Source organism: Streptomyces filamentosus (assembly GCF_014654895.1).
Lineage (GTDB): Bacteria > Actinomycetota > Actinomycetes > Streptomycetales > Streptomycetaceae > Streptomyces > Streptomyces filamentosus.
The window spans coordinates 953,581-973,778 of sequence record NZ_BNBE01000003.1 but is presented as its reverse complement, the minus strand read 5'-3'; the positions used below and the strand labels follow the sequence as shown (position 1 = coordinate 973,778).

At 74.3% G+C, this 20,198-nt stretch carries 19 protein-coding genes and 2 tRNA genes; 8 read left to right on the top strand and 13 right to left on the bottom strand.

Features of this window, described 5'->3' with window-relative positions:
* The first annotated feature begins 261 nt into the window (after positions 1–261).
* Together IE326_RS31885 and IE326_RS31880 are read left to right on the top strand one after the other, a co-directional pair.
* The gene (locus IE326_RS31885; RefSeq protein WP_190043992.1) at positions 262–2,469 is read left to right on the top strand and encodes an elongation factor G-like protein EF-G2; all 2,208 of its coding nucleotides are present in this window, start codon (positions 262–264) and stop codon (positions 2,467–2,469) included.
* Positions 2,470–2,667: 198 nt separating this feature from the next.
* Complete coding sequence (locus IE326_RS31880; RefSeq protein WP_190043991.1) at positions 2,668–4,326, top strand: AbeC-like domain-containing protein; 1,659 nt, start codon at positions 2,668–2,670, stop codon at positions 4,324–4,326.
* A gap of 73 nt (positions 4,327–4,399) precedes the next feature.
* Here the strand turns inward: IE326_RS31880 and IE326_RS31875 are convergent, their stop codons facing one another.
* Positions 4,400–4,963: an HIT family protein gene (locus IE326_RS31875; RefSeq protein WP_150227282.1), complete on the bottom strand. Its 564-nt coding sequence runs from the start codon at positions 4,961–4,963 to the stop codon at positions 4,400–4,402.
* A gap of 65 nt (positions 4,964–5,028) precedes the next feature.
* On the opposite strand from IE326_RS31875, the gene IE326_RS31870 reads away from it, so the two are divergent.
* Positions 5,029–5,745 (top strand): potassium channel family protein, encoded by a 717-nt coding sequence (locus IE326_RS31870; RefSeq protein ID WP_190043990.1) that lies wholly within the window; start codon positions 5,029–5,031, stop codon positions 5,743–5,745.
* Positions 5,746–5,759: 14 nt separating this feature from the next.
* Here IE326_RS31870 and thrS read toward each other — a convergent pair whose 3' ends face one another.
* From thrS to IE326_RS31855, 3 genes are all read right to left on the bottom strand, one after another.
* Positions 5,760–7,736, bottom strand: a complete 1,977-nt coding sequence (gene thrS / locus IE326_RS31865; RefSeq protein WP_150227284.1) for a threonine--tRNA ligase — start codon at positions 7,734–7,736, stop codon at positions 5,760–5,762.
* A gap of 117 nt (positions 7,737–7,853) precedes the next feature.
* A complete protein-coding gene (locus tag IE326_RS31860; protein WP_190043989.1) occupies positions 7,854–9,140 on the bottom strand; it encodes a hypothetical protein in 1,287 nt (428 codons plus the stop codon).
* Positions 9,140–9,706 carry a DUF4365 domain-containing protein gene (locus IE326_RS31855; protein ID WP_150227286.1) on the bottom strand — a complete coding sequence of 189 codons (567 nt, stop codon included), beginning with the start codon at positions 9,704–9,706 and terminating at the stop codon, positions 9,140–9,142. Before IE326_RS31855 ends, IE326_RS31860 begins: the two co-directional genes overlap by 1 nt.
* Positions 9,707–9,827: 121 nt before the next feature.
* Between IE326_RS31855 and IE326_RS31850 the strand changes: the two genes are divergently transcribed.
* A complete protein-coding gene (locus IE326_RS31850) occupies positions 9,828–10,556 on the top strand; it encodes a 3'-5' exonuclease (RefSeq protein ID WP_150227287.1) in 729 nt (242 codons plus the stop codon).
* 57 nt (positions 10,557–10,613) lie between these two features.
* Here IE326_RS31850 and IE326_RS31845 read toward each other — a convergent pair.
* Positions 10,614–10,685, bottom strand: a tRNA-Val gene (locus IE326_RS31845).
* A 39-nt stretch (positions 10,686–10,724) separates the two neighbouring features.
* On the bottom strand, positions 10,725–11,171 hold the full coding sequence (locus IE326_RS31840; RefSeq protein WP_190043988.1) for an SRPBCC family protein: 447 nt from the start codon (positions 11,169–11,171) through the stop codon (positions 10,725–10,727).
* An 80-nt stretch (positions 11,172–11,251) separates the two neighbouring features.
* Here IE326_RS31840 and IE326_RS31835 point away from each other — a divergent pair, with 80 nt between their 5' ends.
* On the top strand, positions 11,252–13,681 hold the full coding sequence (locus IE326_RS31835; protein ID WP_190043987.1) for an SCO7613 C-terminal domain-containing membrane protein: 2,430 nt from the start codon (positions 11,252–11,254) through the stop codon (positions 13,679–13,681).
* Positions 13,682–13,745: 64 nt separating this feature from the next.
* Here the strand turns inward: IE326_RS31835 and IE326_RS31830 are convergent.
* Positions 13,746–13,820, bottom strand: a tRNA-Val gene (locus IE326_RS31830).
* A 54-nt stretch (positions 13,821–13,874) separates the two neighbouring features.
* On the bottom strand, positions 13,875–14,297 hold the full coding sequence (locus IE326_RS31825; RefSeq protein ID WP_150227290.1) for a TIGR02611 family protein: 423 nt from the start codon (positions 14,295–14,297) through the stop codon (positions 13,875–13,877).
* Between the two features lie 189 nt (positions 14,298–14,486).
* On the opposite strand from IE326_RS31825, the gene IE326_RS31820 reads away from it, so the two are divergent.
* Together IE326_RS31820 and IE326_RS31815 are read left to right on the top strand one after the other, a co-directional pair.
* Complete coding sequence (locus IE326_RS31820; RefSeq protein ID WP_030493555.1) at positions 14,487–14,900, top strand: SsgA family sporulation/cell division regulator; 414 nt, start codon at positions 14,487–14,489, stop codon at positions 14,898–14,900.
* Between the two features lie 187 nt (positions 14,901–15,087).
* On the top strand, positions 15,088–15,645 hold the full coding sequence (locus IE326_RS31815; RefSeq protein ID WP_030745377.1) for a CGNR zinc finger domain-containing protein: 558 nt from the start codon (positions 15,088–15,090) through the stop codon (positions 15,643–15,645).
* Positions 15,646–15,654: 9 nt separating this feature from the next.
* Here IE326_RS31815 and IE326_RS31810 read toward each other — a convergent pair whose 3' ends face one another.
* Positions 15,655–15,837: a hypothetical protein gene (locus IE326_RS31810; protein ID WP_150227291.1), complete on the bottom strand. Its 183-nt coding sequence runs from the start codon at positions 15,835–15,837 to the stop codon at positions 15,655–15,657.
* A gap of 132 nt (positions 15,838–15,969) precedes the next feature.
* Complete coding sequence (locus IE326_RS31805) at positions 15,970–16,431, bottom strand: hypothetical protein (RefSeq protein WP_373310331.1); 462 nt, start codon at positions 16,429–16,431, stop codon at positions 15,970–15,972.
* 209 nt (positions 16,432–16,640) lie between these two features.
* Between IE326_RS31805 and IE326_RS31800 the strand changes: the two genes are divergently transcribed.
* Positions 16,641–17,153, top strand: a complete 513-nt coding sequence (locus IE326_RS31800; RefSeq protein ID WP_150227292.1) for a DsbA family protein — start codon at positions 16,641–16,643, stop codon at positions 17,151–17,153.
* A 25-nt stretch (positions 17,154–17,178) separates the two neighbouring features.
* On the opposite strand, the gene IE326_RS31795 is transcribed toward IE326_RS31800, so the two are convergent.
* The 3 genes from IE326_RS31795 to IE326_RS31785 are packed head-to-tail and all read right to left on the bottom strand — an operon-like array spanning position 17,179 to position 19,970.
* Positions 17,179–18,018 carry a GNAT family N-acetyltransferase gene (locus IE326_RS31795; RefSeq protein ID WP_190043986.1) on the bottom strand — a complete coding sequence of 280 codons (840 nt, stop codon included), beginning with the start codon at positions 18,016–18,018 and terminating at the stop codon, positions 17,179–17,181.
* A 42-nt stretch (positions 18,019–18,060) separates the two neighbouring features.
* Positions 18,061–18,891 (bottom strand): aminotransferase class IV, encoded by an 831-nt coding sequence (locus tag IE326_RS31790; RefSeq protein ID WP_150227294.1) that lies wholly within the window; start codon positions 18,889–18,891, stop codon positions 18,061–18,063.
* Positions 18,888–19,970, bottom strand: coding sequence for a chorismate-binding protein (locus tag IE326_RS31785; RefSeq protein ID WP_190043985.1), 1,083 nt, complete (start codon positions 19,968–19,970; stop codon positions 18,888–18,890). Before IE326_RS31785 ends, IE326_RS31790 begins: the two co-directional genes overlap by 4 nt.
* Positions 19,971–20,198: the final 228 nt, after the last annotated feature.

Below are 20,198 nucleotides of genomic sequence, written 5' to 3'. Positions count from 1 at the left end.
GCCGCGCGGTCCCATGACCACCGGCTCACCCATCGTAGCCACGCGCGTGGCGGCGCACGGGAGCGCACCCGCCCCGTCGCGTCGGCGTCCCCCTGGGGGCGCCCCGGAGTACGACGTATGGACGCGTCCCGGTGGCGGTTGGACGGGTCCCCGTGGCGGTGCAAAGCTCGAAGGAGCACCGCGGGCTCCGCCGGAGCCGCACCGCGAAGCCGCTCCCCCGCGCCCGCGCACCCTCACCGTCCCATCGCCGGGAGGACCACCATGGGCGACAAGGCGCACACCCCCGCCGGAGCCGCCGGCAGGGCACCGACGGCCGACCGGCCCTCGGAGATACGGAACGTGGTGCTGGTCGGCCACAGCGGTTCGGGCAAGACGACCCTCGTGGAGGCACTGGCCCAGACGGCGGGGGCACTGGTCCGGCCGGGGCGGGTCGAGGACGGCGCGACCGTCTCGGACCACGACGAGATCGAGCACCGCCGGCACCGCTCCGTCCAGCTCTCCCTCGTGCCGGTCGAGTGGCGGGGCTTCAAGATCAATCTGCTCGACACCCCCGGGTACGCCGACTTCGTCGGGGAGCTGAGGGCCGGTCTGCGCGCGGCGGACGCGGCCCTCTTCGTCGTCTCGGCGGCCCAGGAGGCGGACGCGGTCGCCGCCTCCACCCGGGCGGTCTGGGAGGAGTGCGCGGCCGTCGGGATGCCCCGCGCGCTCGTCGTCACGCACCTCGACACGGCCCGTACCGGCTTCGCCGAGCTGACCGAGGTCTGCGCGGGGCTCTTCGGCGGGGACGACCCCGACGCCGTCCTCCCCCTCTATCTGCCCGTGCTCGGCCCCGAGGGGTCCGACGGACACGCCCCCGCGACCGGTCTCACCGGCCTCCTGACGGGGCGGGTGCTCGACTACTCCACGGGCGTACGGCGCGAGCTGCCGCCCGACGGGGCCGACCGGGAGCGCCTCGCCGCGGCGCGGGCCCGGCTCATCGAGGGGATCATCGCCGAGAGCGAGGACGAGACCCTGATGGACCGCTATCTCGGCGGCGAGGAGATCGACGCCGAGACCCTGACCGGCGACCTGGAGAAGGCGGTCGCCCGGGGCGGTTTCCACCCGGTGCTGGCCGCCGCCCCCGCCGCCGACGGCGGGAGCCAGGGCCTCGGGACCGTCGAGCTCCTGGAGCTGATCACCCGCGGCTTCCCCGACCCGTCGGAACACGCGCCGCGCGCCGTCACCACCCCCTCCGGCGAGCCCCGGCCCCCGCTCGTCTGCGACCCGGACGGGCCGCTGGCCGCCGAGGTCGTGAAGACCACCGCCGATCCCTACCAGGGCCGGATCTCCCTGGTGCGGGTCTTCTCCGGCACCCTGCGCCCCGACCTGACCGTGCACGTCTCGGGACACGGCCTGGCCGACCGGGGGCACGAGGACCACGACGCCGACGAGCGGGTCGGCGCCCTCACCTCGCCCTTCGGCAAGCAGCAGCGGCCGATGGCGCACTGCGTCGCCGGGGACCTGGCGTGCGTGGCCCGGCTCGCCCGCGCGGAGACCGGCGACACCCTCTCCGCCCCGGACGACCCGCTGCTCATCGAGGCGTGGACCATGCCCGAGCCGCTGCTGCCGCTCGCCGTCGAGGCGCACTCCAAGGCCGACGAGGACCGGCTCTCGCAGGGGCTGGCCAAGCTGGTCGCCGAGGACCCGACCCTCCGCCTCGAACAGAACCAGGACACCGGGCAGGTGGTGCTGTGGTGCCTGGGCGAGGCCCACCAGGACGTCGTCCTGGAGCGGCTGCGCGGCCGCCACGGGGTGCGGGTGGACTCCGTGCCGTACCGGGTGCCGCTGCGCGAGACCTTCGGGGCGCCCGCCTCGGGCCGCGGACGGCACGTCAAACAGTCCGGCGGGCACGGCCAGTTCGCGATCTGCGAGATCGACGTCGAGCCGCTGCCGCCGGGCAGCGGCATCGAGTTCGTGGACAAGGTGGTGGGCGGCGCGGTCCCCCGGCCGTTCATCGCCTCCGTGGAGAAGGGCGTACGGGCCCAGGCGGCCCGCGGGGTGGCCGCCGGGCACCCGCTGGTGGACGTCCGGGTCACTCTCAGGGACGGCAAGGCCCACTCGGTCGACTCCTCGGACGCCGCCTTCCAGACGGCCGGGGCGCTCGCCCTGCGGGAGGCGGCCGCGGAGGCCCCGGTGCACCTCCTGGAGCCGGTCGCCGAGGTGCGGGTGCTGGTGCCCGACGAGTACGTCGGCGCGGTGATGAGCGACCTCTCCGGCCGGCGCGGACGGGTCGTCGGCACCGACGGGGCCGGGCCGGGCCGCACGGTCGTGCGGGCCGAGGTCCCGGAGGTCGAGATCGGGCGGTACGCGGTCGACCTGCGGTCCGTCTCGCACGGTACGGGCCGCTTCGACCGCAGCTACGCCCGGCACGAGCCGATGCCCCCTCAGATCGCCGAGCGGCTGCGCGAACAGGACCCGAGGGCTTCCTAGTTGACGCGGCGCCGGCTCTTCCCGCCCGTCCGGGCCGCACCGGGCGGACGGGTTCCGGTCAGCCTTGTCCACAGCTTCCGGCCGGGGTTGTCCACAGCCGGTGACGCATACCACGCCGCCCGGTTACGCTGTGGTGCCCAGCTCGGAAGGTGTGCGGGGCGCGGCAGTCGGGAACAGCCCGCACAGGTAATCGCGGTGATGGGGGCGGAAGTGGCGATCGACGGTTTCGGACCGGGGGCACAGATCCCGCTCCAGGGCGGCAGCGGGATGACCGGGGCGACGAACGCGCTGGCCTCGGCCGCGTACCGGGACAGCCCCCTGGAGACCATCCAGGAAGCCGACAACGAGTACTACAAGACCGGGGTGAAGAAGGGGAAGTGGGAGAAGCTCTTCCGCCCCGACCTCGGCGAGGCGTTCTCCCGGGCCGTGCAGGTCCGCATGCTCGGCGGCGGCCGCAAGGCCCTCATCCAGTCCTTCGGCGCCGAGCCGCAGCCGATCGTGGAGCACTGCCTGGCCGCCACCCACATCCGGCGGCAGCGCGACATCAAGCTCACCCTGATCACCTTCTTCTGCGGGGTGCTCTTCCTGCCCGGCCTGCTGCTCTGGCTCGGCGTGATCCACCTGCGCCGCACGGCCGCCGGCTCCCAGAACAAGCGGACCAGCGCCATCGGCACCGCCCTGCTGTTCGCGGCGGGCCTGTTCGCCCTCCTCGTCCTGCTCAAGCTCCCCTTCGACGGCCTGCTGCCCAACTACCTGCGGGCGATGATCGTCGCCCCGGTCGCCGGCTGGATGCTCGCGAGCCGGGTCTGCCTCAAGGCCGCCGTGGACCTCCGCGAGCGCTGGACCGGACTGCTCAGCGGCGGCGGGGTCAGCGCCCACGTCCCCAAGTCGGTCCCCAGCGACCCGGGCCAGAAGTCCGCGGAGGAGCTGCGGCTCAACCTGGAGAAGCTCTCCGCCGAGCAGCAGTCCAACGTGGTCTTCTACGCCGGCCCCAAGGGCATCCTCGGCCTCGGCCCCCGCTGGGGCAGCTGGACCCTCGCCGAGGAGCTGGTCCCCGCGGCCGGCCGCGAGATCCACGACTTCCGCGCCTGGGACCTGGTCCGCAAGATCCACGACCAGCTCACCCTGCTGGAGCGCGGCGCGCTGAAGACCGGCTTCCCCAAGCCGACCGTCAAGCACTGGATCGTCTCCCCGGTCGGCGAGGGCGCGGACGAGGTCAGCCGCCCCGAGGGCGACAACATCGTGCACTACCAGGTCAAGCCGCACGAGATACAGCGGATCTGCAACGAGCAGCAGTTCGACGCCGGCAACCGCCACTACCTGGGCGTCCAGTTCACGCTCTGGGACGGCAACGTGGTCCTCACCATGATGGTGACCGTCACCTCCCTCCACCACACCCTGCGCATCGAGGTCACCGGCCACGCCCTCGGCCCCGTGCACGGCCTCTTCACCACCAAGCCCAAGGCGAAGACCAAGGAGGTCTCCAAGACCGTCCGCTTCTGGGAGACGAAGGAGATCCCGCAGCCGCTGCTCGGCACCGACGACATCGTCCGGCTCGCCGTCCGCGCCCCGCTCACCTGGTACCCGCCGGTCCTGGAGTTCCTCGGCGGCAAGATGAGCCTGCCCGAGCCCTTCGGCCTCCGGCACGTGTGGGCGGGCCCGCTGTGGAAGAACCGCTTCATGGCCGACGACGCCATCCGCATGGCCACGCCCGTGCTGCGCGCCGTCCACACGGCGACCATCCGCTTCCTCGACGAGCACAACGTCGACACCGAGCGCTTCACCAACCGCTCCCTCGTCCTCGGGGGGAACGTGCAGGAGCCCGGCCCGAAGAAGGCCGACGTCTACGACGCGTGACGCCGTACGGCCCCGGGGCGGGCGCCCCGGGGCCGTACGGCGGGAAGAGACGGAGGGGGGACGGGAGCAGCGGTCAGAGGGTGGCCGGCCAGGCGTCGGCCAGCATCTTCCGGGTGTCTGCCAGGAGCTGCGGCAGCACCTTGGTGTGGCCGACGACCGGCATGAAGTTGGTGTCCCCGCCCCAGCGCGGCACCACGTGCTGGTGCAGGTGGGCGGCGATCCCGGCGCCCGCGACGGCGCCCTGGTTCATGCCGATGTTGAAGCCGTGCGCGCCCGACGCCGCCCGCAGGGCGATCATCGCCCGCTTGGTGAAGTCACCCAGCTCGGCGGTCTCCGCCGCGTCCAGGTCCGTGTAGTCGGCGACGTGCCGGTACGGGACGACCATCAGGTGGCCACCGTTGTACGGGTAGAGGTTGAGGACCGCGTACACGCTCTCGCCGCGGGCGATCACCAGCCCGTCCTCGTCCGATTTCGCCGGGATCGAGCAGAACGGACAGCCGTCGTCGGCCCCCGGTCCGGTCGGCTTGTTCTCCCCCTGGATGTACGCCATCCGGTGGGGTGTCCACAGGCGCTGGAACGCGTCCGGCGCCCCCACTCCGATCTGCTGCTCCGGCTCAGTCGTCATGCTGTGCAGCATATTGCGTCGCCCGTTCGGAACGTGTCGGCGGGGCGCGGGAAGCCGCCCCGGGTGATCCTGATCCGATGAGCGAAAGGCCCCCGAAACCGCCCCGCCAGGAACGCTGGGACCGACGCATGGAGCTGCCGCTCGCCGTGGCCTCCGTCGCCTACCTCGCCGGGTACGCGGTCCGGGTCCTCGCCCGCGACCACCTCCCGCGGCTCGGGGTGGACCTCTGCGTCGGCGTCGTCCTCGGCTCCTGGGCGGTCTTCGTCACCGACTACGCGGTACGCCTCCGGCTCAGCGGCCTGCGCCCGCTCCGCTTCGTCCGCACCCACCTCATGGACACGGTCGTCCTGGTCCTGCCGCTGCTGCGCCCGGTCCGGATGGTGACCCTCTACGACCGGGTCCAGCGGCGCCGCGACCAGCCGCGGCTCAGCCTCTACGCCCGGGTCATGGTCTACTCCGGGCTCTCCGTCTCCCTGCTCGGCTTCGCCGCCGCCCTCACCGTCTACCACCACGAGGCCGACGCCCCCGGCGCCACGATCGTCACCTTCGGCGACTCGGTCTGGTGGGCCTGCGCCACCCTGGCGACGGTCGGCTACGGCGACGTGGCCCCGGTGACCCCCGTCGGCCGGGTCGTCGCCGTCGGCCTGATGGCCTGCGGCCTGGCCCTGCTCGGCGCGGTGACGGGTTCCTTCTCCTCGTGGCTGATCCAGGCGTTCACCCGGGAGGACGAGAAGCCGGCGGGCGGCCACCGGGACGGGGAAGGCCCCCGGGGGGATTCCCCGGGGGCCTCCTGAGGGCGCTGCGGCCGTCAGACCTGGACGCGGTCCTCGACGACCTTGGCGAGCTTGGCGATCGCCTCGTCGACGGGGATGCCGTTCTCCTGCGAGCCGTCACGGTAGCGGAAGGAGACGGCGCCGGCGGCCATGTCCTCGTCGCCCGCGATGACCATGAAGGGGACCTTCTGCTTCTGCGCGTTGCGGATCTTCTTCTGCATCCGGTCCGAGGAGGAGTCGACCTCCACGCGCAGGCCCTGCTTCTTCGCCTTGGCGGCGAACTCCTGGAGGTACTCGACGTGCGCGTCGCCGATCGGGATGCCGGTCGCCTGGACCGGGGCCAGCCACGGCGGCATGGCGCCCGCGTAGTGCTCCAGGAGCACGGCGAAGAAGCGCTCGATCGAGCCGAAGAGCGCACGGTGGATCATGACCGGGCGCTGCTTGGTGCCGTCCGGGGAGGTGTACTCCAGGTCGAAGCGCTCCGGCAGGTTGAAGTCGAGCTGCACGGTCGACATCTGCCAGGTGCGGCCGATGGCGTCCCGCGCCTGCACCGAGATCTTCGGGCCGTAGAAGGCGGCGCCGCCCGGGTCCGGGGTGAGCGGCAGGCCCTGCTTCTCGGCGACCTGCTGGAGGACCGCGGTGGCCTCCTCCCACACCTCGTCGGAGCCGACGAACTTCTCCGGGTCCTTGGTGGACAGCTCCAGGTAGAAGTCGGTCAGACCGTAATCGCGGAGCAGGTTGAGGACGAAGGTGAGGGTCTTGTCCAGCTCCTCCGCCATCTGCTCGCGGGTGCAGTAGATGTGCGCGTCGTCCTGGGTGAAGCCGCGGGCCCGGGTCAGGCCGTGGACGACGCCCGACTTCTCGTACCGGTACACGGTGCCGAACTCGAACAGGCGCAGCGGCAGCTCGCGGTAGGAGCGTCCTCGCGCGTCGAAGATCAGGTTGTGCATCGGGCAGTTCATGGGCTTGAGGTAGTAGTCCACGCCCTCGTCGAGCTGCATGGGGGGGTACATGCCCTCGGCGTACCAGTCGAGGTGGCCCGACTTCTCGAACAGCTTGCCCTTGGTGGCGTGCGGCGAGTAGACGAACTCGTAGCCCTCCTCCTCGTGGCGCTTGCGCGAGTAGTCCTCCATGACCCGGCGGATGATGCCGCCCTTGGGGTGGAAGACGGCGAGGCCGGAGCCGATCTCGTCCGGGATGGAGAAGAGGTCGAGCTCGTTGCCCAGCTTGCGGTGGTCGCGCTTCTCGGCCTCGGCGAGGAAGTCGAGGTGGGCCTTGAGCTCCTCCTTCGACGGCCACGCGGTGCCGTAGATGCGCTGGAGCATCGGGTTCTTCTCGCTGCCGCGCCAGTAGGCGGCCGCGTTGCGCATCAGCTTGAACGCCGGGATGTTCCGGGTGGTCGGCAGGTGGGGACCGCGGCAGAGGTCCTTCCAGCACAGCTCGCCGGTCTTGGCGTCGAGGTTGTCGTAGATGGTCAGCTCGCCGCCGCCCACCTCGACGTTCGCGCCGTCGTCGGTCGACGCCGAGCCCTTGATGCCGATGAGCTCCAGCTTGTACGGCTCGTCGGCGAGCTCCTCGCGGGCGGCCTCGTCGGAGACGACGCGGCGGGCGAACTTCTGCCCCCGCTTCTGGATCTCCTGCATCTTCTTCTCGATGGCCTTGAGGTCCTCGGGCGTGAACGGCTTCTCGACGTCGAAGTCGTAGTAGAAGCCGTCCCGGACCGGCGGGCCGATGCCCAGCTTGGCCTCGGGGAAGAGCTCCTGCACGGCCTGCGCCATGACGTGCGCGGTCGAGTGGCGCAGGATGTCGAGGCCGTCCTCGGAGGAGATCTCGACGCCCTCGACGGCGTCGCCGTCGGCGAGCTCGTACGAGAGGTCCTTGAGCTCGCCCGCGACGCGGGCGGCGATGACGGTGCGGTCGTCGGCGAACAGGGCGCCGGCCGTGGTGCCCGCGCTCACCGCCCTCTCCTCGGGTCCTGAGGCGGTCTGGACGGTCACACGGACTTCGGACACGGGTACTCCATGCATCGGGGCGCGGGCAGACACGAGGTGCCGGCGCCGGTGGTGCGCGGCAGAGACGAGGTGCCGCGTCCCTTCGATCTTACGGGCCCCGCCGCGCCCCGCCCGCCGTTATTCTCCCGGCCCGCACGCCTCCTCGAAGAAATCGAGGTTCTCGTGCATGGATTTCATCAGCCGGTCCCGCTCCGCCTCGTCGACCTGCACCGGAACCACTCCGGAGGGGTCGGTGAGGCGCCGGAAGCCGCCGCGGCTCTCCAGCCGGCCGGCGACCCGGATGGGGAGGCCGACGAGGTGGGCGTGGCCGGCCGTGCGGTACGCCTCCTCGTCGAGGACGACCCGGACGTGGCCGACCTCCGCGCCGCCGAGCACGCGGAGCTTGACCGTGCCCTCGCCGCGCGGCCCGGAGCGGCGCAGCCGGACGACGGCGCCGGTGATCCGGACCGGGAGGGAGGGCTCGCCGGTGAGGTAGCGGGCGCTCGCCTCGCGCAGGGCGGGCAGGTCGCCGGGCGAGAACTCGACGGGCTCGGGCCGGGCGGCGCAGCCCTCGGGGGTCCCGGCGGCCGGGGCCCAGGCGAGGGCGATCCGGACGCCCTCCGTGCCGCGGACGAGGGCGACGAGGGCCTCGGTGAGTTCGCGGCTGACGCCGGCCCCGACGGCGGAGTCGAAGGCGTCCATGCCGCCGGTGGCGCGCTGGTAGTCGACGGCCTCGCGGGCGGCGTGCAGGGCGTGGTGGAGGCGGACGGCGACGGGGCGGCCGGGCGGGAGCGGCAGGAAGGCGGTGAGGGCGCGGCCCCCGGGGTCGGTGGCGACCACGACGGGTTCGAGGGCGGCCAGGGCGGCGGCGCGGTGCCGGGAGCCGTGGTAGCCGGCCCGGCCGCGCACGGCGAGGGCGCCGGCGAGGAGGATCCTGCGGGCGGCGGAGCGGAGTTGTTCCTGCACGGGCCAGGGGACGGTGCCGGCCGGGCCGGGGGGCACCTCGCGCCACCAGCGGATCTCGTCGCTGGGGACGGCGAGGCCGGTGAGGACCTCGCGGGCGGCGGGGGTGGCGCTGCGGGCGAGGGCGGTGAGCGCCTCGCCGATCAGTTCCTCGCTGTCCGGGAAGGCGAGGCTGTCGGGGACGAGGAGGCTGGTGCCGCCGCTCCCCGGCCCGCCGCCGGGCGGCGTCCACCGCCCGTACCGGCCCGCCGCGCCGCCCCTGCGCCGCCAGCCGTGGCGGGCGAGGAGGGCGCCGAGGACGCGCGGGTCCACCCGTCCGGGGTCGGGCACGCCGTCGCCCGGGGCGTGCCGGGCGTCGGTGAGGTCGCCGGGGCCCGTCGGGTGGGGCCGGTGGGGCGGTACGGGGGCGGGGCCGCGCCCCTCCCCCGTACCGTGTCCGGACTCGTCGATCGGTCGGTGCATCAGGGTCTCCCTCCCCGGCCGACCCGGGTCATGATCTCGCAGAGCGCCCGGTCGTCGAAGATCCGTGTCGTGGGGACGCGGACGGTGGTCCGGCGGCGTCCGGTGACCGGGTGCCCGGCCAGGTTCATCCAGTAGCAGCAGTGCCGGAGGTCGAGCCGGTCGTGGCTCGCCCTCAGCCAGTCCTCCGGTTCCCTGGGGACGATCATCACGACCAGGATCTTGTGCACGGCCACGGGGGTCCGGGCCAGTTTCACCAGGTGGTCGTTGTCGAGGGTGAAGGGGAAGGTGCTCCCCTGCGGGTGGGCGGGCAGTTGGTAGGTGCACTTGAGCTGCACCTTGATGGTGACCTCGTCGTCGACGGTGTGTCCGGGCGAGCCGTGGCTCACGTGCCAGTCGACGCCGTTGTCCGGGAAGGGCTGCCCGAGCGAGCAGCCGGCCGCCGCGGCGACGGCGTGCAGGTATCCCACCTGGAGGGTCTCCATGCAGGCGGTGGTGGCGAGTGAGCCGCGCGTCGGGGCCGCCCGCTGGGGCGGCAGCCCTCCCGACTCGGGCGTGGCGAGCGCCATGTGAACGTCCTTCCCCGTCCTTCCTGTTGTCACCGGTCCGCGTACGGCGCAAACAGTGCGGGTATCACCGCTTCGGGGCAGGGGGTTGGCCATCTGCCGCGCGCGTGCGAGGAGTTCGGGTATGACGACGAACTGGTACGAAGGGCCCCTGGCCGCTTTCGACACGGAGACCACCGGAGTGGACGTCGAGGAGGACCGGATCGTGTCCGCCGCGCTCGTCGTCCAGGACGCGGCCGGGGCGCGTCCCCGGGTGAGCCGGTGGCTGGTCAATCCGGGGATACCGGTGCCGGAAGGGGCCACGGCGGTCCACGGGCTGACGGACGACCACCTCCAGCGGAACGGGCGGTGGCCGTCGCCCGTGATGGAGGAGCTGGGGCGCGCCCTGGCGGAGCAGAACGCGGCCGGCCGGCCGCTGGTGGTGATGAACGCGCCGTTCGACCTCACCATCCTGGACCGGGAGTTGCGGCGGCACCGGGCCTCGACGCTGGGCCGGTACCTGGAGCACACGGCGCTGTGCGTGCTCGATCCGCGGGTCCTGGACAAGCATCTGGACCGGTACCGCAAGGGCCGCCGGACGCTGACGGACCTGTGCGCGCACTACGAGGTGGAGCTGGCGGGGGCGCACGACGCGGCGGCGGACGCCACGGCGGCGCTGGAGGTGGTGCGGGCCGTGGGGCGGCGGTTCGCGTCCCGGCTCGAACGGCTGACGCCGGCCGAGCTGCACACCCTCCAGGCGGTGTGGCACGCGGCGCAGGCGCGGGGGCTCCAGGCGTGGTTCACGCGGCAGGGGACCCCGGAGCTGGTGGATCCGGCGTGGCCGCTCCGGCCGGAGCTGCGGAAGGCGGCGTGAAGGCCGGGTGAAACGGCTGAGGCCGGTCCGTCGTGGTGACGGACCGGCCTCTCCCGGTGGGCGATACTGGGATCGAACCAGTGACCCCTTCGGTGTGAACGAAGTGCTCTCCCGCTGAGCTAATCGCCCGGGAACGGGTTGAACCATACAGGGCTCCGGGCCCCGGGTTCAAACTCGTCGCAGGTGGGCCGCGAGCCCCCGTCGGCCGCCGCGCATCATCAGGGCGTGGTTGGCGCGGAAGAAGGGCCGGCCGGGGACGGCGAGGAGCCGCAGCAGCCGGGCCCGGACCTCGACCTCCTGCTCGTACAGGACGCGGGTGCCGGGGCCGTCGGCGGCGAGGGTCCAGCGGGCCCAGCCCTCCAGGTCGCCGTCGAGCCGGACCTCCAGGACGCGGGCGGCCGGGTCGCCGCGCAGGGCGCGGGCGGTGACCTCGATGTCGTACGGGAGGACGGAGCGGAAGCGGGCGGTGCCCGCGGTGGGGGTGCGGGGGACGACGGCGCGGACCTGGGGCCACCAGAGGGGGTAGTCCTCGGCGCGGGCCAGGACGGCGTAGACCTGGTCGGGCGGGGCGGCGAGCCGCCAGACGCTGCGGAAGCGGTACCGGCACCAGTCCATGGGACCAGTGTGGGTACTCGGCCCGGATCTGAGTAGCAGCGCGCATTCCGCGTGCCGGGGCGCGGCGCGACACTCCGGTCATGGACACGAACCTGCCCCCGGTCGAGGAGTTGCGGCGCATCGACGCCGAGCTGACCCGACTCGACGCGCGCCGGGCCGAGTTGCTGGCCCGGCGGGTGTGGCTGCTGGGCGTGCTGTACGCGCCCGCGGCGCGTCCCGCGGCGCCGTTCGGGGGCGTCGCGGCCCCGCCGGAGACCTCTCCGCGCGGTGCGCAGAACGTGCTGCTGACGCTGGGCGGGACGCTGCTGGCGATCGCGGCGCTCGCCTTCACGCTGGTGAGCTGGGGCTCGATGGGGATCGCGGGGCGTTCGGCGGTGCTGCTGGCGGTGACGTCGGCGGCGCTGGCCGCGCCGGCGGTGCTGCTGCGCCGGGGGCTGGCGTCGACGGCGGAGGCACTGGGGGCGCTGGGGCTCGTCCTGACGGTCCTGGACGCGTACGCCCTGCACCGGGTGGCGCTGCCGGGGACGGACGGGGCGGGGTACGCGGCGGGGGCCTCGGCGGTCCTGGCGGGGGCGTGGGCCGGGTACGGCGGGCTGCTGCCCCGGCTGCGGGTGCCCCTCCCGGCGGCGGTGGCGGCGGCGCAGCTCCCGCTGCCGCTGGGCGCGGCGGCCGCCGGGGGCGGTCCGGCGGCCGTGGCGTGGGCGGTGCTGGTGACGGTGGCGGGCGACCTGCTGCTGCTCGGGCGTCCGGCGGGGCTCCCCGTCCGGATCACGGCGGGGGCGTCGGCGGGCGTCCTGGGGTCCTGGGCGCTGCTGACCGGTGGCCGGCTCTCGCTGACGGAGCCGTGGTCGGGTGCCCCGCTGCTGCTCGGCTGCGCCGCGCTGGGCCTGTACGCGGCGCGGGCGGCCCGTCCGGCGGCGCCGGTGCTCGCGGTGGTGGCCGGTCTGGCGGCGGTGGGGGCGGTGGCCGGTCCGGCGCGGGCCGCGCTGCCCGGGGAGTGGGCGGTGCCGGTGTACACGGTCTGCGGTCTGGCGCTCGCGGCGCTGTGGCGGCCGGTCCGCGCGGCGTGGATCCCCGCTCCGGTACGGGCCGGTCTCGGGCTCGCCGGGGGCTCGGTCGCGGCGCTCGGGGTCCTGTGGGCGCTGCCGCCGGTGCTCGGCGGGCTGCTGGGTCCCGCGGACCGGAGCACGGGCGTCTGGTCCGGGGCGCACGCGGCGCCGCCGCTCGGCGGGTATCCCGCGACGGCGGCCCTGGTGCTGCTGCTCGGCGCCGTGGCGGCCGGGGCGACGGGCCGGCCGTGGGGCCGGTGGGGCGCACTGGTCCTCGGGTGGGCGTTCCTGATGGCGCTGCCGGTGGTCCTGGAGCTGTCGTACGCGGCGGGGCTCGCGGTCCGGCTGGTGGCCGCGGCCGGGGCGCTCGCGGTCGCGGTGCGGTCCGGCGCACCGGCCCGCGGCCTGCCGGAGTCCGCACCGGAGGCCCCGGCGGAGGTCCCGGCCCGGCCGGAGGGCGCGTGGGGGGCGTCCTGGACGGCCGGGGTCGCGGCGGCTCCCCCGGCCCCGGGCGTCCTGACGGCGTGGACGGGGTTCGCGGCCGGGGCGGCCGCGGCGGCTTCGGCGGCGCTGCTCGCGCTGGACGCGCGGGGAGCGACCTTCGCGGTGTCGGGCGTGTCGTTCGGGCTGTTCGCGGCGGCGGCCGTGCTGGGGGCCGGAGCGGTGCGCGGGGCGGCGGCCGGGGCGGCGGTGCTCGTGGCGGCGGGGCTGGTGGGCGCGGGGGGCGCGGCGGCGGGGCTCGCCCCGTCGACGGCCGGGCTGCTGCTGCTCCTGGTGCCCGCGGGGACGGCCGCCCTGGCGACCCGGGTGCGGTCGGCGGCGGCCGAGGCGACGGGGGGCGCGGTGGGACTCGTGGCACTGGTCCTGACGGTACCGAGGCCCGCGGTGCTCGCCCTGGCGCTGGCGCTGGCCGGGGTGGTCGCGGCGGCGACGGCGCTGCGGCCGGAGCGGCGGGCGGCGTCCTGGCTCGCGGCGGCGCTGTTCCTGGGGGCGGCCTGGGTGCGGCTCGCGGTCTGGGGGGTGGCGGTGCCGGAGGCGTACACGCTGCCGGTGACGGTGCCCGCGCTGGTGGTGGGGGTGCTGCGGCGGCGCCGGGACCCGGCGGTCTCGTCCTGGGCCGCGTACGGGCCGGGGCTGGGGATCACGCTGCTGCCGGGGCTGGTGGCGGTCTGGTCGGACCCGGCCTGGGTGCGTCCGCTGCTCCTGGGGGCGGGGGCGCTGGCGGTGACGCTGCTCGGGGCGCGGTTCCGGCTCCAGGCGCCGCTGGTCCTGGGCGGGGTGGCGCTCGTCCTGGTGGGGGTGCACGAGCTGGCGCCGTACGTGGTGCAGCTGGTCGGCGCGCTGCCGCGCTGGCTGCCGCCGGCGGCCGCGGGGCTGCTGCTGCTCGCCGTGGGGGCCACGTACGAGCGGCGGCTGCGGGAGGCGCGGGCGCTGCGGGAGCGGCTGGCCCGGATGGGATGAGCCGGAGGGCCGGGACGTGCCGAGGGCCCGGAGACGGTGGTCGTCTCCGGGCCCTCGGGCCGGGTGGTGGGCGATACTGGGATCGAACCAGTGACCCCTTCGGTGTGAACGAAGTGCTCTCCCGCTGAGCTAATCGCCCCGGCGCACCGCAAACATTACCGCATGTCAGCGGGGCCTTCGAACCACCCGGCGATCACTCCTCGATCTTCCAGGGCATGACGAGGCCGAACTTCCACAGGTACCAGCCCAGCAGGGCCGCGATGATCACCAGGCCGATGACGGTGAGGGTGATGTTGCGGCGGCGGACCTTGGGATCGAGGGCGCGCTGGGCCGCCTCGGTGACCTTGCGCTTGGTCCAGCGGAGCACGATCTGCGCCCAGACGAACTCGGTCGCCCAGATCGCCATGCCGCCGAAGATGACGAGCCAGCCGGGTCCGGGGAAGACCAGCATGAGGATGCCCGCCACGATCACGGCGAGCCCCACGATGAAGACGCCGACCTGCCAGCTCAGGTGGAGGCCCCGGCGGGACTTGATGAACTCAGGTGCTCGGGATCCCAGTTCGGCCTGCTCCGCGGGCTGGGACCCGGGGGCGCGCTCGTCACTCTCCGCATTCATGGGGTCAATTTACCCGACTCACCAGCCCCACCGGTATGGCGGTATTACCCAAAGTTACATACCGCCGTCCGAGCTACCTGAACGATCACAAAACCGACAGAGGGGTTTACAACGGCACCGGAGGTGGCATGTCGATTTCGCCGACGTGCGAATCCCCGAGCGCACACTGAGCGAAAGGCCCTGGCGCTTATGAACACCGTGGTGAGCTGCGAGCTGCACCTGCGCCTCGTTGTGTCGAGCGAGTCCTCACTGCCTGTACCCGCGGGCCTGCGGTATGACACGGCGGATCCGTACGCCGTGCACGCCACCTTCCACACCGGAGCCGAGGAGACGGTCGAGTGGGTCTTCGCCCGCGACCTTCTCGCCGAGGGGCTGCACCGGCCCACCGGCACGGGCGACGTCCGGGTCTGGCCGTCTCGTAGTCATGGCCAGGGCGTCGTCTGCATCGCGTTGAGCTCGCCCGAGGGCGAGGCCCTGCTCGAGGCCCCCGCGCGGGCCCTGGAGTCGTTCCTGAAGAGGACCGACGCCGCGGTGCCACCGGGCACCGAGCACCGGCACTTCGACCTCGATACCGAGCTCTCCCACATCCTGGCCGACAGCTGAGCCAGGCCATGGGCCGCACGGCGCCGTCCGACTCGGGGAGACGGCGCCGCGCGGGCACGCACGGCACGACCTCCGGCGCCCCCACCGCGCAGCCGGCGCGGTGCGGGGCGCCGTCGCGCTTTTCCGGGGCGCGCTAGAGTCGTCGGCAATCCGCGGGCGCCGCCCGCGGCCGGCCAGGGAGCGAAGCGTGCTCATCCCCCACGACACCCGGATCGCCCTCGACACCGTCGTCGATCTGATGAACACGGCCGCGCAGGGCGACCGCGAGGACACCCTCACGGACCTCGACGCGCTGGGCGTCTTCGTGCGCGAGCACCGGATCAGCGGCGTGGGCGACCTGGATGCCGAGGACCTGCGGGCGGTCCGCGAGGTGCGCGACCGCTTCGCCGCGGTCTTCTCCGCCCCCGACGCGCGGATCGCGGCGCCGCTGATCAACCAGCTGGTGGCCGCCGCGGGCACCACCCCGCAGCTCACCGACCACGACGGCTACGACTGGCACGTCCACTACTTCGCGCCGGGCGCCTCGGTCGCCGACCACCTGGCCGCCGACTGCGGGATGGCGCTCGCCTTCATCGTCGTCTCGGGCGAGCGCGAACGGCTGCGCCGCTGCGAGGCGCCGGACTGCGGCCGGGCCTTCGTCGACCTCTCCCGCAACCGCTCCCGCCGCTACTGCGACAGCCGCACCTGCGGCAACCGCCTGCACGTGGCCGCCTACCGGGCCCGCCGCAAGGAGGCCGCGGGCTGAGCCCGCGCCTCACAGCACGTAGAGGTCGTGCAGGGCCGCCGCCAGGAGCAGGGCGCCGATCACCGTCAGGAAGATCATCAGCGGCGGCTGCGACAGCGCGAAGAGACAGCCCCTCGGTTCCTCGCCCGGAGGATCGGCGGCGGGGGCGGGCTCGGCGGAGGCGGGGACGGGTTCCCGCGAGGTATCCAGCATCTCGGGGGGATGATCGCGCACCGCGCGCCCCCGGAAGCCCCGAAAGCGCCCCTCCCGGGGAGGGTTCATCCCTTCCCGTGGATCTCCGGATCACCGCCCGGTCGAGGCCCGGCAGGCATCGGCCAGAAGCGGTCAGATTCCGTGCTTCTTCAGAATCGCCTCGATGTCGCTGAAGTCCTCGGCGTCCGCGCCTCTGGACGCCGGGGCCGCGGCGGGCCGGCCCAGGGCCTGCCGGGACGGCGTGGACGCCCCGGGCGCGACCGCCGCGGGCTCCGCCCCGCCGCCGGCCGCCTTCCGGCCGCCGCGCCGCCGCTCGACCCCCCGGGTCGTCAGCAGGAGCAGCCAGGCCGCGCCGAGCACGCCGAAGCCCGCCCAGGCGACCGGGCTGAAGACGGTGTCGAAGGCCCACTCGACGGCACCGGTCATCACCAGACCCAGCGGGACGAGCGACCAGCCGGCGATCCGGGCCGCGGACAGGTACTTCTTCCGGTACGCCGTGATCGCGGCGATGCCCAGGCCCGCCGCGGACACCGCGGAGAAGATGGTCTCGGCGAGCATGCGGTCCTCCAGGTCCGGGTGATGCGTCCCTTCCATCCTGCACCGCGCCGCCCGCCGGGGGCCACGCCCACGGCCCGGTCTCAGGGAGATCTCCGGGTCGGCCCCCACGGGATCTCCTCCTCAGGTCCCGCCCCGGGCGCCGATCGGCACCGGTCCGCCCCCGGTCCGGCGGCGACGCGCCCCGGCCCGGCCCCGACCCGGTGCCGATTGGGGCCCGGGGCGGACCGGCTGGAAGACTGCCCGTCATGACCGACACCACCGCACCCTCCTCCCCCGTCGTCCTGGAGGCCTGGTTCGACCTCCAGTGCCCGGACTGCTTCCAGGCCCTCGACGACGTCCACGCGCTGCGCGAGAAGTACGGCGACCGGATCGACGTACAGCTGCGCCACTTCCCCCTGGCCAAGAACAAGCACGCCTACGCCGCCGCCCAGGCGGCCGAGGAGGCGGCCGACCAGGGGCGGGGGTGGGCCTACGCGGAGGCGCTGCTGGCCCGGACCGCCGACCTGGCGGACCGGGGCGAGCCGGTGCTCATGGAGGTGGCGGCCGGACTCGGCCTGGACGCCGAGGAGTTCGACACGGCCCTGATCGACGGCCGGCACCTGCTCACGGTCGACGCCGACCAGGCCGAGGGCCAGGCCCTCAAGGTCACCGGCACCCCGACCTACGTGATCGGCGGGGAGCGCCTCGACGGCGGCCAGAGCCAGGAGGGCCTGCGCGCCCGGATCGAGGAGATCGCCGACCGCCTGCTGGCCGGCTGACCCTCCGCCCCGGGCCCCGCGGGGTTCAGAGCAGCGGCTTGGAGCTGTTGACGTGGGTGGTCCGGTAGCCCAGCGACTCGTACAGCCGGATCGCCGGGGTGTTGCCCGCGAAGACGTGCAGTCCGAGCAGGGTCTCCCCGGCCTCCCGCGTCACGCGCTCGGCGAGCCGCATCAGCGTCCGGCCGTACCCCTTGCCGCGCTGCGCCGCAACGACCTCGACGTCGTACACGTATCCCGCGCTCACGCCCGGCTCCAGGGTCCGCACGCCGGTCCAGACGTGGCCGACGACCTCGCCGCCGACGACGGCGACGTGGAGGGCCGCGCCGGGGCTGGCGAGTCCCAGGGGCAGCAGTTCGCGGTGGCTGGCCTCGGCCTTGGCGCGGGCCTGGTCCTCGGGGACGCCCCGGTCGATCCAGCTCTGCGCGAAGGCGTCCCTGGCGCGGGTCTCCCAGGCCGCGAACTCCTCGTCGGTCATCGGCCGCACCTCCACGCCGGGCTCCGGCGCGGACGGCTCGTCCGCGAGTTCCTTCAGCATGTTGCGGCTGCGCTCGGTGTAGCCGAGCGCGCGGGCCAGCGCGAGGGCGGCGGCCGCCCCCTCGGGGACCGATATCTTCACGTCCGTGCAGCCCCAGCCGCGCAGCACCTCCTCGGCGGCGAGCGCCGCGACCGTGCCCCGGCCCCTGCCCCGGTCCGGTTCGTCGACCCGGAGGTCCTCGATCAGTCCCGAGGCGGCCCCGAAGTGGGGATCGGTGGCGACGCGGACGGAGCCGACCCGGCGGCTGTTCACGCAGATGTCGTAGGCGCGCGAACGGCCGCCGTCGGCGGAGTGCTGGAGCGGCTCGGTCGGCCGCAGGGTGGTGGTCATCACGGGTGTTCTACCCACCGGGGCGGTCCCCGTCATCCGGTTTTATCCGAGCTTCGGGTCCCGGTCGGCGGCGGCCCGCTCCTCGAAGATCCGCATGGCCTTGGCGGTGACCGGACCGGGCTCGGCGGAGAGCCGGCGGCCGTCCACCCTGTGGACGGCCTGGACGTCCCGCAGGGTGGAGGTGAGGAAGACCTCCTCGGCGGTCTCCAGCACCTCCAGGGGCAGGTCGGTCTCGACGGCGCCGGTCCACTCGGCGGCCAGCGCGCGCGTGATGCCGGCGAGGCAGCCGGAGGAGACGGGCGGGGTGTGGATCCTGCCGTCGAGCACGACGAAGACGTTGGAGCCGGTGCCCTCGCAGAGCCGGCCGACGGTGTTGCCGAAGAGGGCCTCGGTGGCGCCGTCCGCCTTCGCCCGGGCGAGGGCGACGACGTTCTCCGCGTACGAGGTGGTCTTCAGGCCCGTGAGGGCGCCGCGTTCGTTGCGGGTCCAGGGGACGGTGACCACGGCGGTGGTGTCGGGGCGGCGGGAGGTCGCGCCGACGGCGACGACGAGGCCGGGGCCCGCGTCGCCGCGCTCCGAGCCGAGCGGGGCGAGGCCGCCGGTGTAGGTGATGCGGAGCCGGCCGAGCTCCACCGGGTTGGCCTCCAGGACGGCGGCGCAGGCCCTGCGGACCTCGTCGAGGTCCGGGTCGGGCAGGCCGAGGCCGCGGGCGGACCGGGTCAGCCGCTCCAGGTGGAGGGTGAGAGCAAACGTTTCTCCGCGTTCGGCCTTGACCGTCTCGAAGATGCCGTCGCCGACGGTCAGTCCGTGGTCCAGGACCGAGACCCGGGCGGCCTCCTCGTCGTACAGCCCGCCGTTGACCCACAGTTTCATCGAGAGATGGCCTTTCCGCTCGCCCCAGGAACGTCCGTGTCCGGGGCGCCCGACTCGTAGACGCCCGACGCTATCGCGACCAGCCGGGCCGCCTTCAGCTCGGTCTCCTCCCACTCCCGCTCGGGGTCGGAACCCCAGGTGATCCCGGCGCCGGTGCCGAAGCGGAGCAGGCCGTGGGGGCGGTCGATCCAGAAGGTGCGGATGCCGACGGCCAGCTCGCCGTGGCCGCTGTCGGCGTCCACCCAGCCGACGCCCCCGCAGTACGGGCCCCGGGGCGCGGTCTCCAGCGCCTCGATGATCCGCAGGGCGCTGGACTTGGGGGCGCCGGTGACGGAGCCGGGCGGGAAGGTGGCGGCGAGCAGCTCGGGCCAGCCGGCGTCCTCGCGCAGCACCCCGCTGACGGTGGAGACGAGGTGGACGAGGCCCGGGTGCTCCTCCAGCTCGCAGAGGGCGGGGACGGCGACGGAACCGGTCTCGCAGACGCGGCCGAGGTCGTTGCGGACCAGGTCCACGATCATCACGTTCTCGGCGTGGTCCTTGGGCAGCAGGTCGCCGGCGGTCCGGCCGGTGCCCTTGATGGGACCGGAGGAGACCCGGGCGCCCTCGCGCCGGAGGTAGAGCTCGGGCGAGGCGGTGGCGATCTCGACGCCGTGGGCGGGCAGCCGGATCGTTCCGGCGTACGGGGCGGGGTTGCCGGCCGCGAGCAGCGCGGTCAGCGCGTCGACGTCGGCACCGTCCGGGTCGGGCAGCGGCGCGCTCATCACCCGGCAGAGGTTCGCCTGGTAGACCTCGCCGCGCGCGATGTGGGCGCGCACCGCCCGCACGCCCGCGGTGTACGCGGCGCGGTCGAGCGAGGAGGTCCAGTCGCCGGGGCCGGGACCGGTCCAGGCGCCGGGGACGGCGGGGGGCACCGGCGCCCTGCGGACGTCTCCGAAGCGGGCACAGGTCAGCCGGCCCTCGAAGTCGGCGCAGACGGCCCAGAAGCCTGCGGAGTCCAGCGCCTCGGGATCGTGGGTGACGTCCCGGAGGTCGGTCGCGACGAGGCCGCCGAAGCGGGCCAGGGGAGCAAGGTCGTACACGGATCGAGTCTAGGTCGGCCCGGGCGCGGGCACCGGGCGCCCGGGGGCGGGACCCCCGCCGCCCCTCCCCTCCCTCCGTCCCCCTCCCCGGGGGACACGGTGGGTGAACGGCGTTCGAACCCTCCGTGGGCGCGGCCGGGCGCCACGAAGGGCGTGCAGGTCAGCACGCTGCGGAAACGCGTTTTTGTACTGGCCCGGGAATCCGCTAGAGTTCAACACGTCGCCGGG

Excerpts from the sequence above, each read along its gene's own strand:
- IE326_RS31840 (WP_190043988.1), bottom strand. The coding sequence starts at position 11,171 with ATGGACTGGTGCCGGTACCGCTTCCGCAGCGTCTGGCGGCTCGCCGCC.
- IE326_RS31870 (WP_190043990.1), top strand. The coding sequence starts at position 5,029 with ATGAGCGAAAGGCCCCCGAAACCGCCCCGCCAGGAACGCTGGGACCGA.
- IE326_RS31855 (WP_150227286.1), bottom strand. The coding sequence starts at position 9,706 with ATGGCGCTCGCCACGCCCGAGTCGGGAGGGCTGCCGCCCCAGCGGGCG.
- IE326_RS31835 (WP_190043987.1), top strand. The coding sequence starts at position 11,252 with ATGGACACGAACCTGCCCCCGGTCGAGGAGTTGCGGCGCATCGACGCC.
- IE326_RS31875 (WP_150227282.1), bottom strand. The coding sequence starts at position 4,963 with ATGCTGCACAGCATGACGACTGAGCCGGAGCAGCAGATCGGAGTGGGG.
- IE326_RS31880 (WP_190043991.1), top strand. The coding sequence starts at position 2,668 with ATGGGGGCGGAAGTGGCGATCGACGGTTTCGGACCGGGGGCACAGATC.
- IE326_RS31795 (WP_190043986.1), bottom strand. The coding sequence starts at position 18,018 with ATGACCACCACCCTGCGGCCGACCGAGCCGCTCCAGCACTCCGCCGAC.
- IE326_RS31850 (WP_150227287.1), top strand. The coding sequence starts at position 9,828 with ATGACGACGAACTGGTACGAAGGGCCCCTGGCCGCTTTCGACACGGAG.
- IE326_RS31805 (WP_373310331.1), bottom strand. The coding sequence starts at position 16,431 with ATGGAAGGGACGCATCACCCGGACCTGGAGGACCGCATGCTCGCCGAG.
- IE326_RS31800 (WP_150227292.1), top strand. The coding sequence starts at position 16,641 with ATGACCGACACCACCGCACCCTCCTCCCCCGTCGTCCTGGAGGCCTGG.
- IE326_RS31885 (WP_190043992.1), top strand. The coding sequence starts at position 262 with ATGGGCGACAAGGCGCACACCCCCGCCGGAGCCGCCGGCAGGGCACCG.
- IE326_RS31820 (WP_030493555.1), top strand. The coding sequence starts at position 14,487 with ATGAACACCGTGGTGAGCTGCGAGCTGCACCTGCGCCTCGTTGTGTCG.
- IE326_RS31860 (WP_190043989.1), bottom strand. The coding sequence starts at position 9,140 with ATGCACCGACCGATCGACGAGTCCGGACACGGTACGGGGGAGGGGCGC.
- IE326_RS31810 (WP_150227291.1), bottom strand. The coding sequence starts at position 15,837 with ATGCTGGATACCTCGCGGGAACCCGTCCCCGCCTCCGCCGAGCCCGCC.
- IE326_RS31825 (WP_150227290.1), bottom strand. The coding sequence starts at position 14,297 with ATGAATGCGGAGAGTGACGAGCGCGCCCCCGGGTCCCAGCCCGCGGAG.
- IE326_RS31790 (WP_150227294.1), bottom strand. The coding sequence starts at position 18,891 with ATGAAACTGTGGGTCAACGGCGGGCTGTACGACGAGGAGGCCGCCCGG.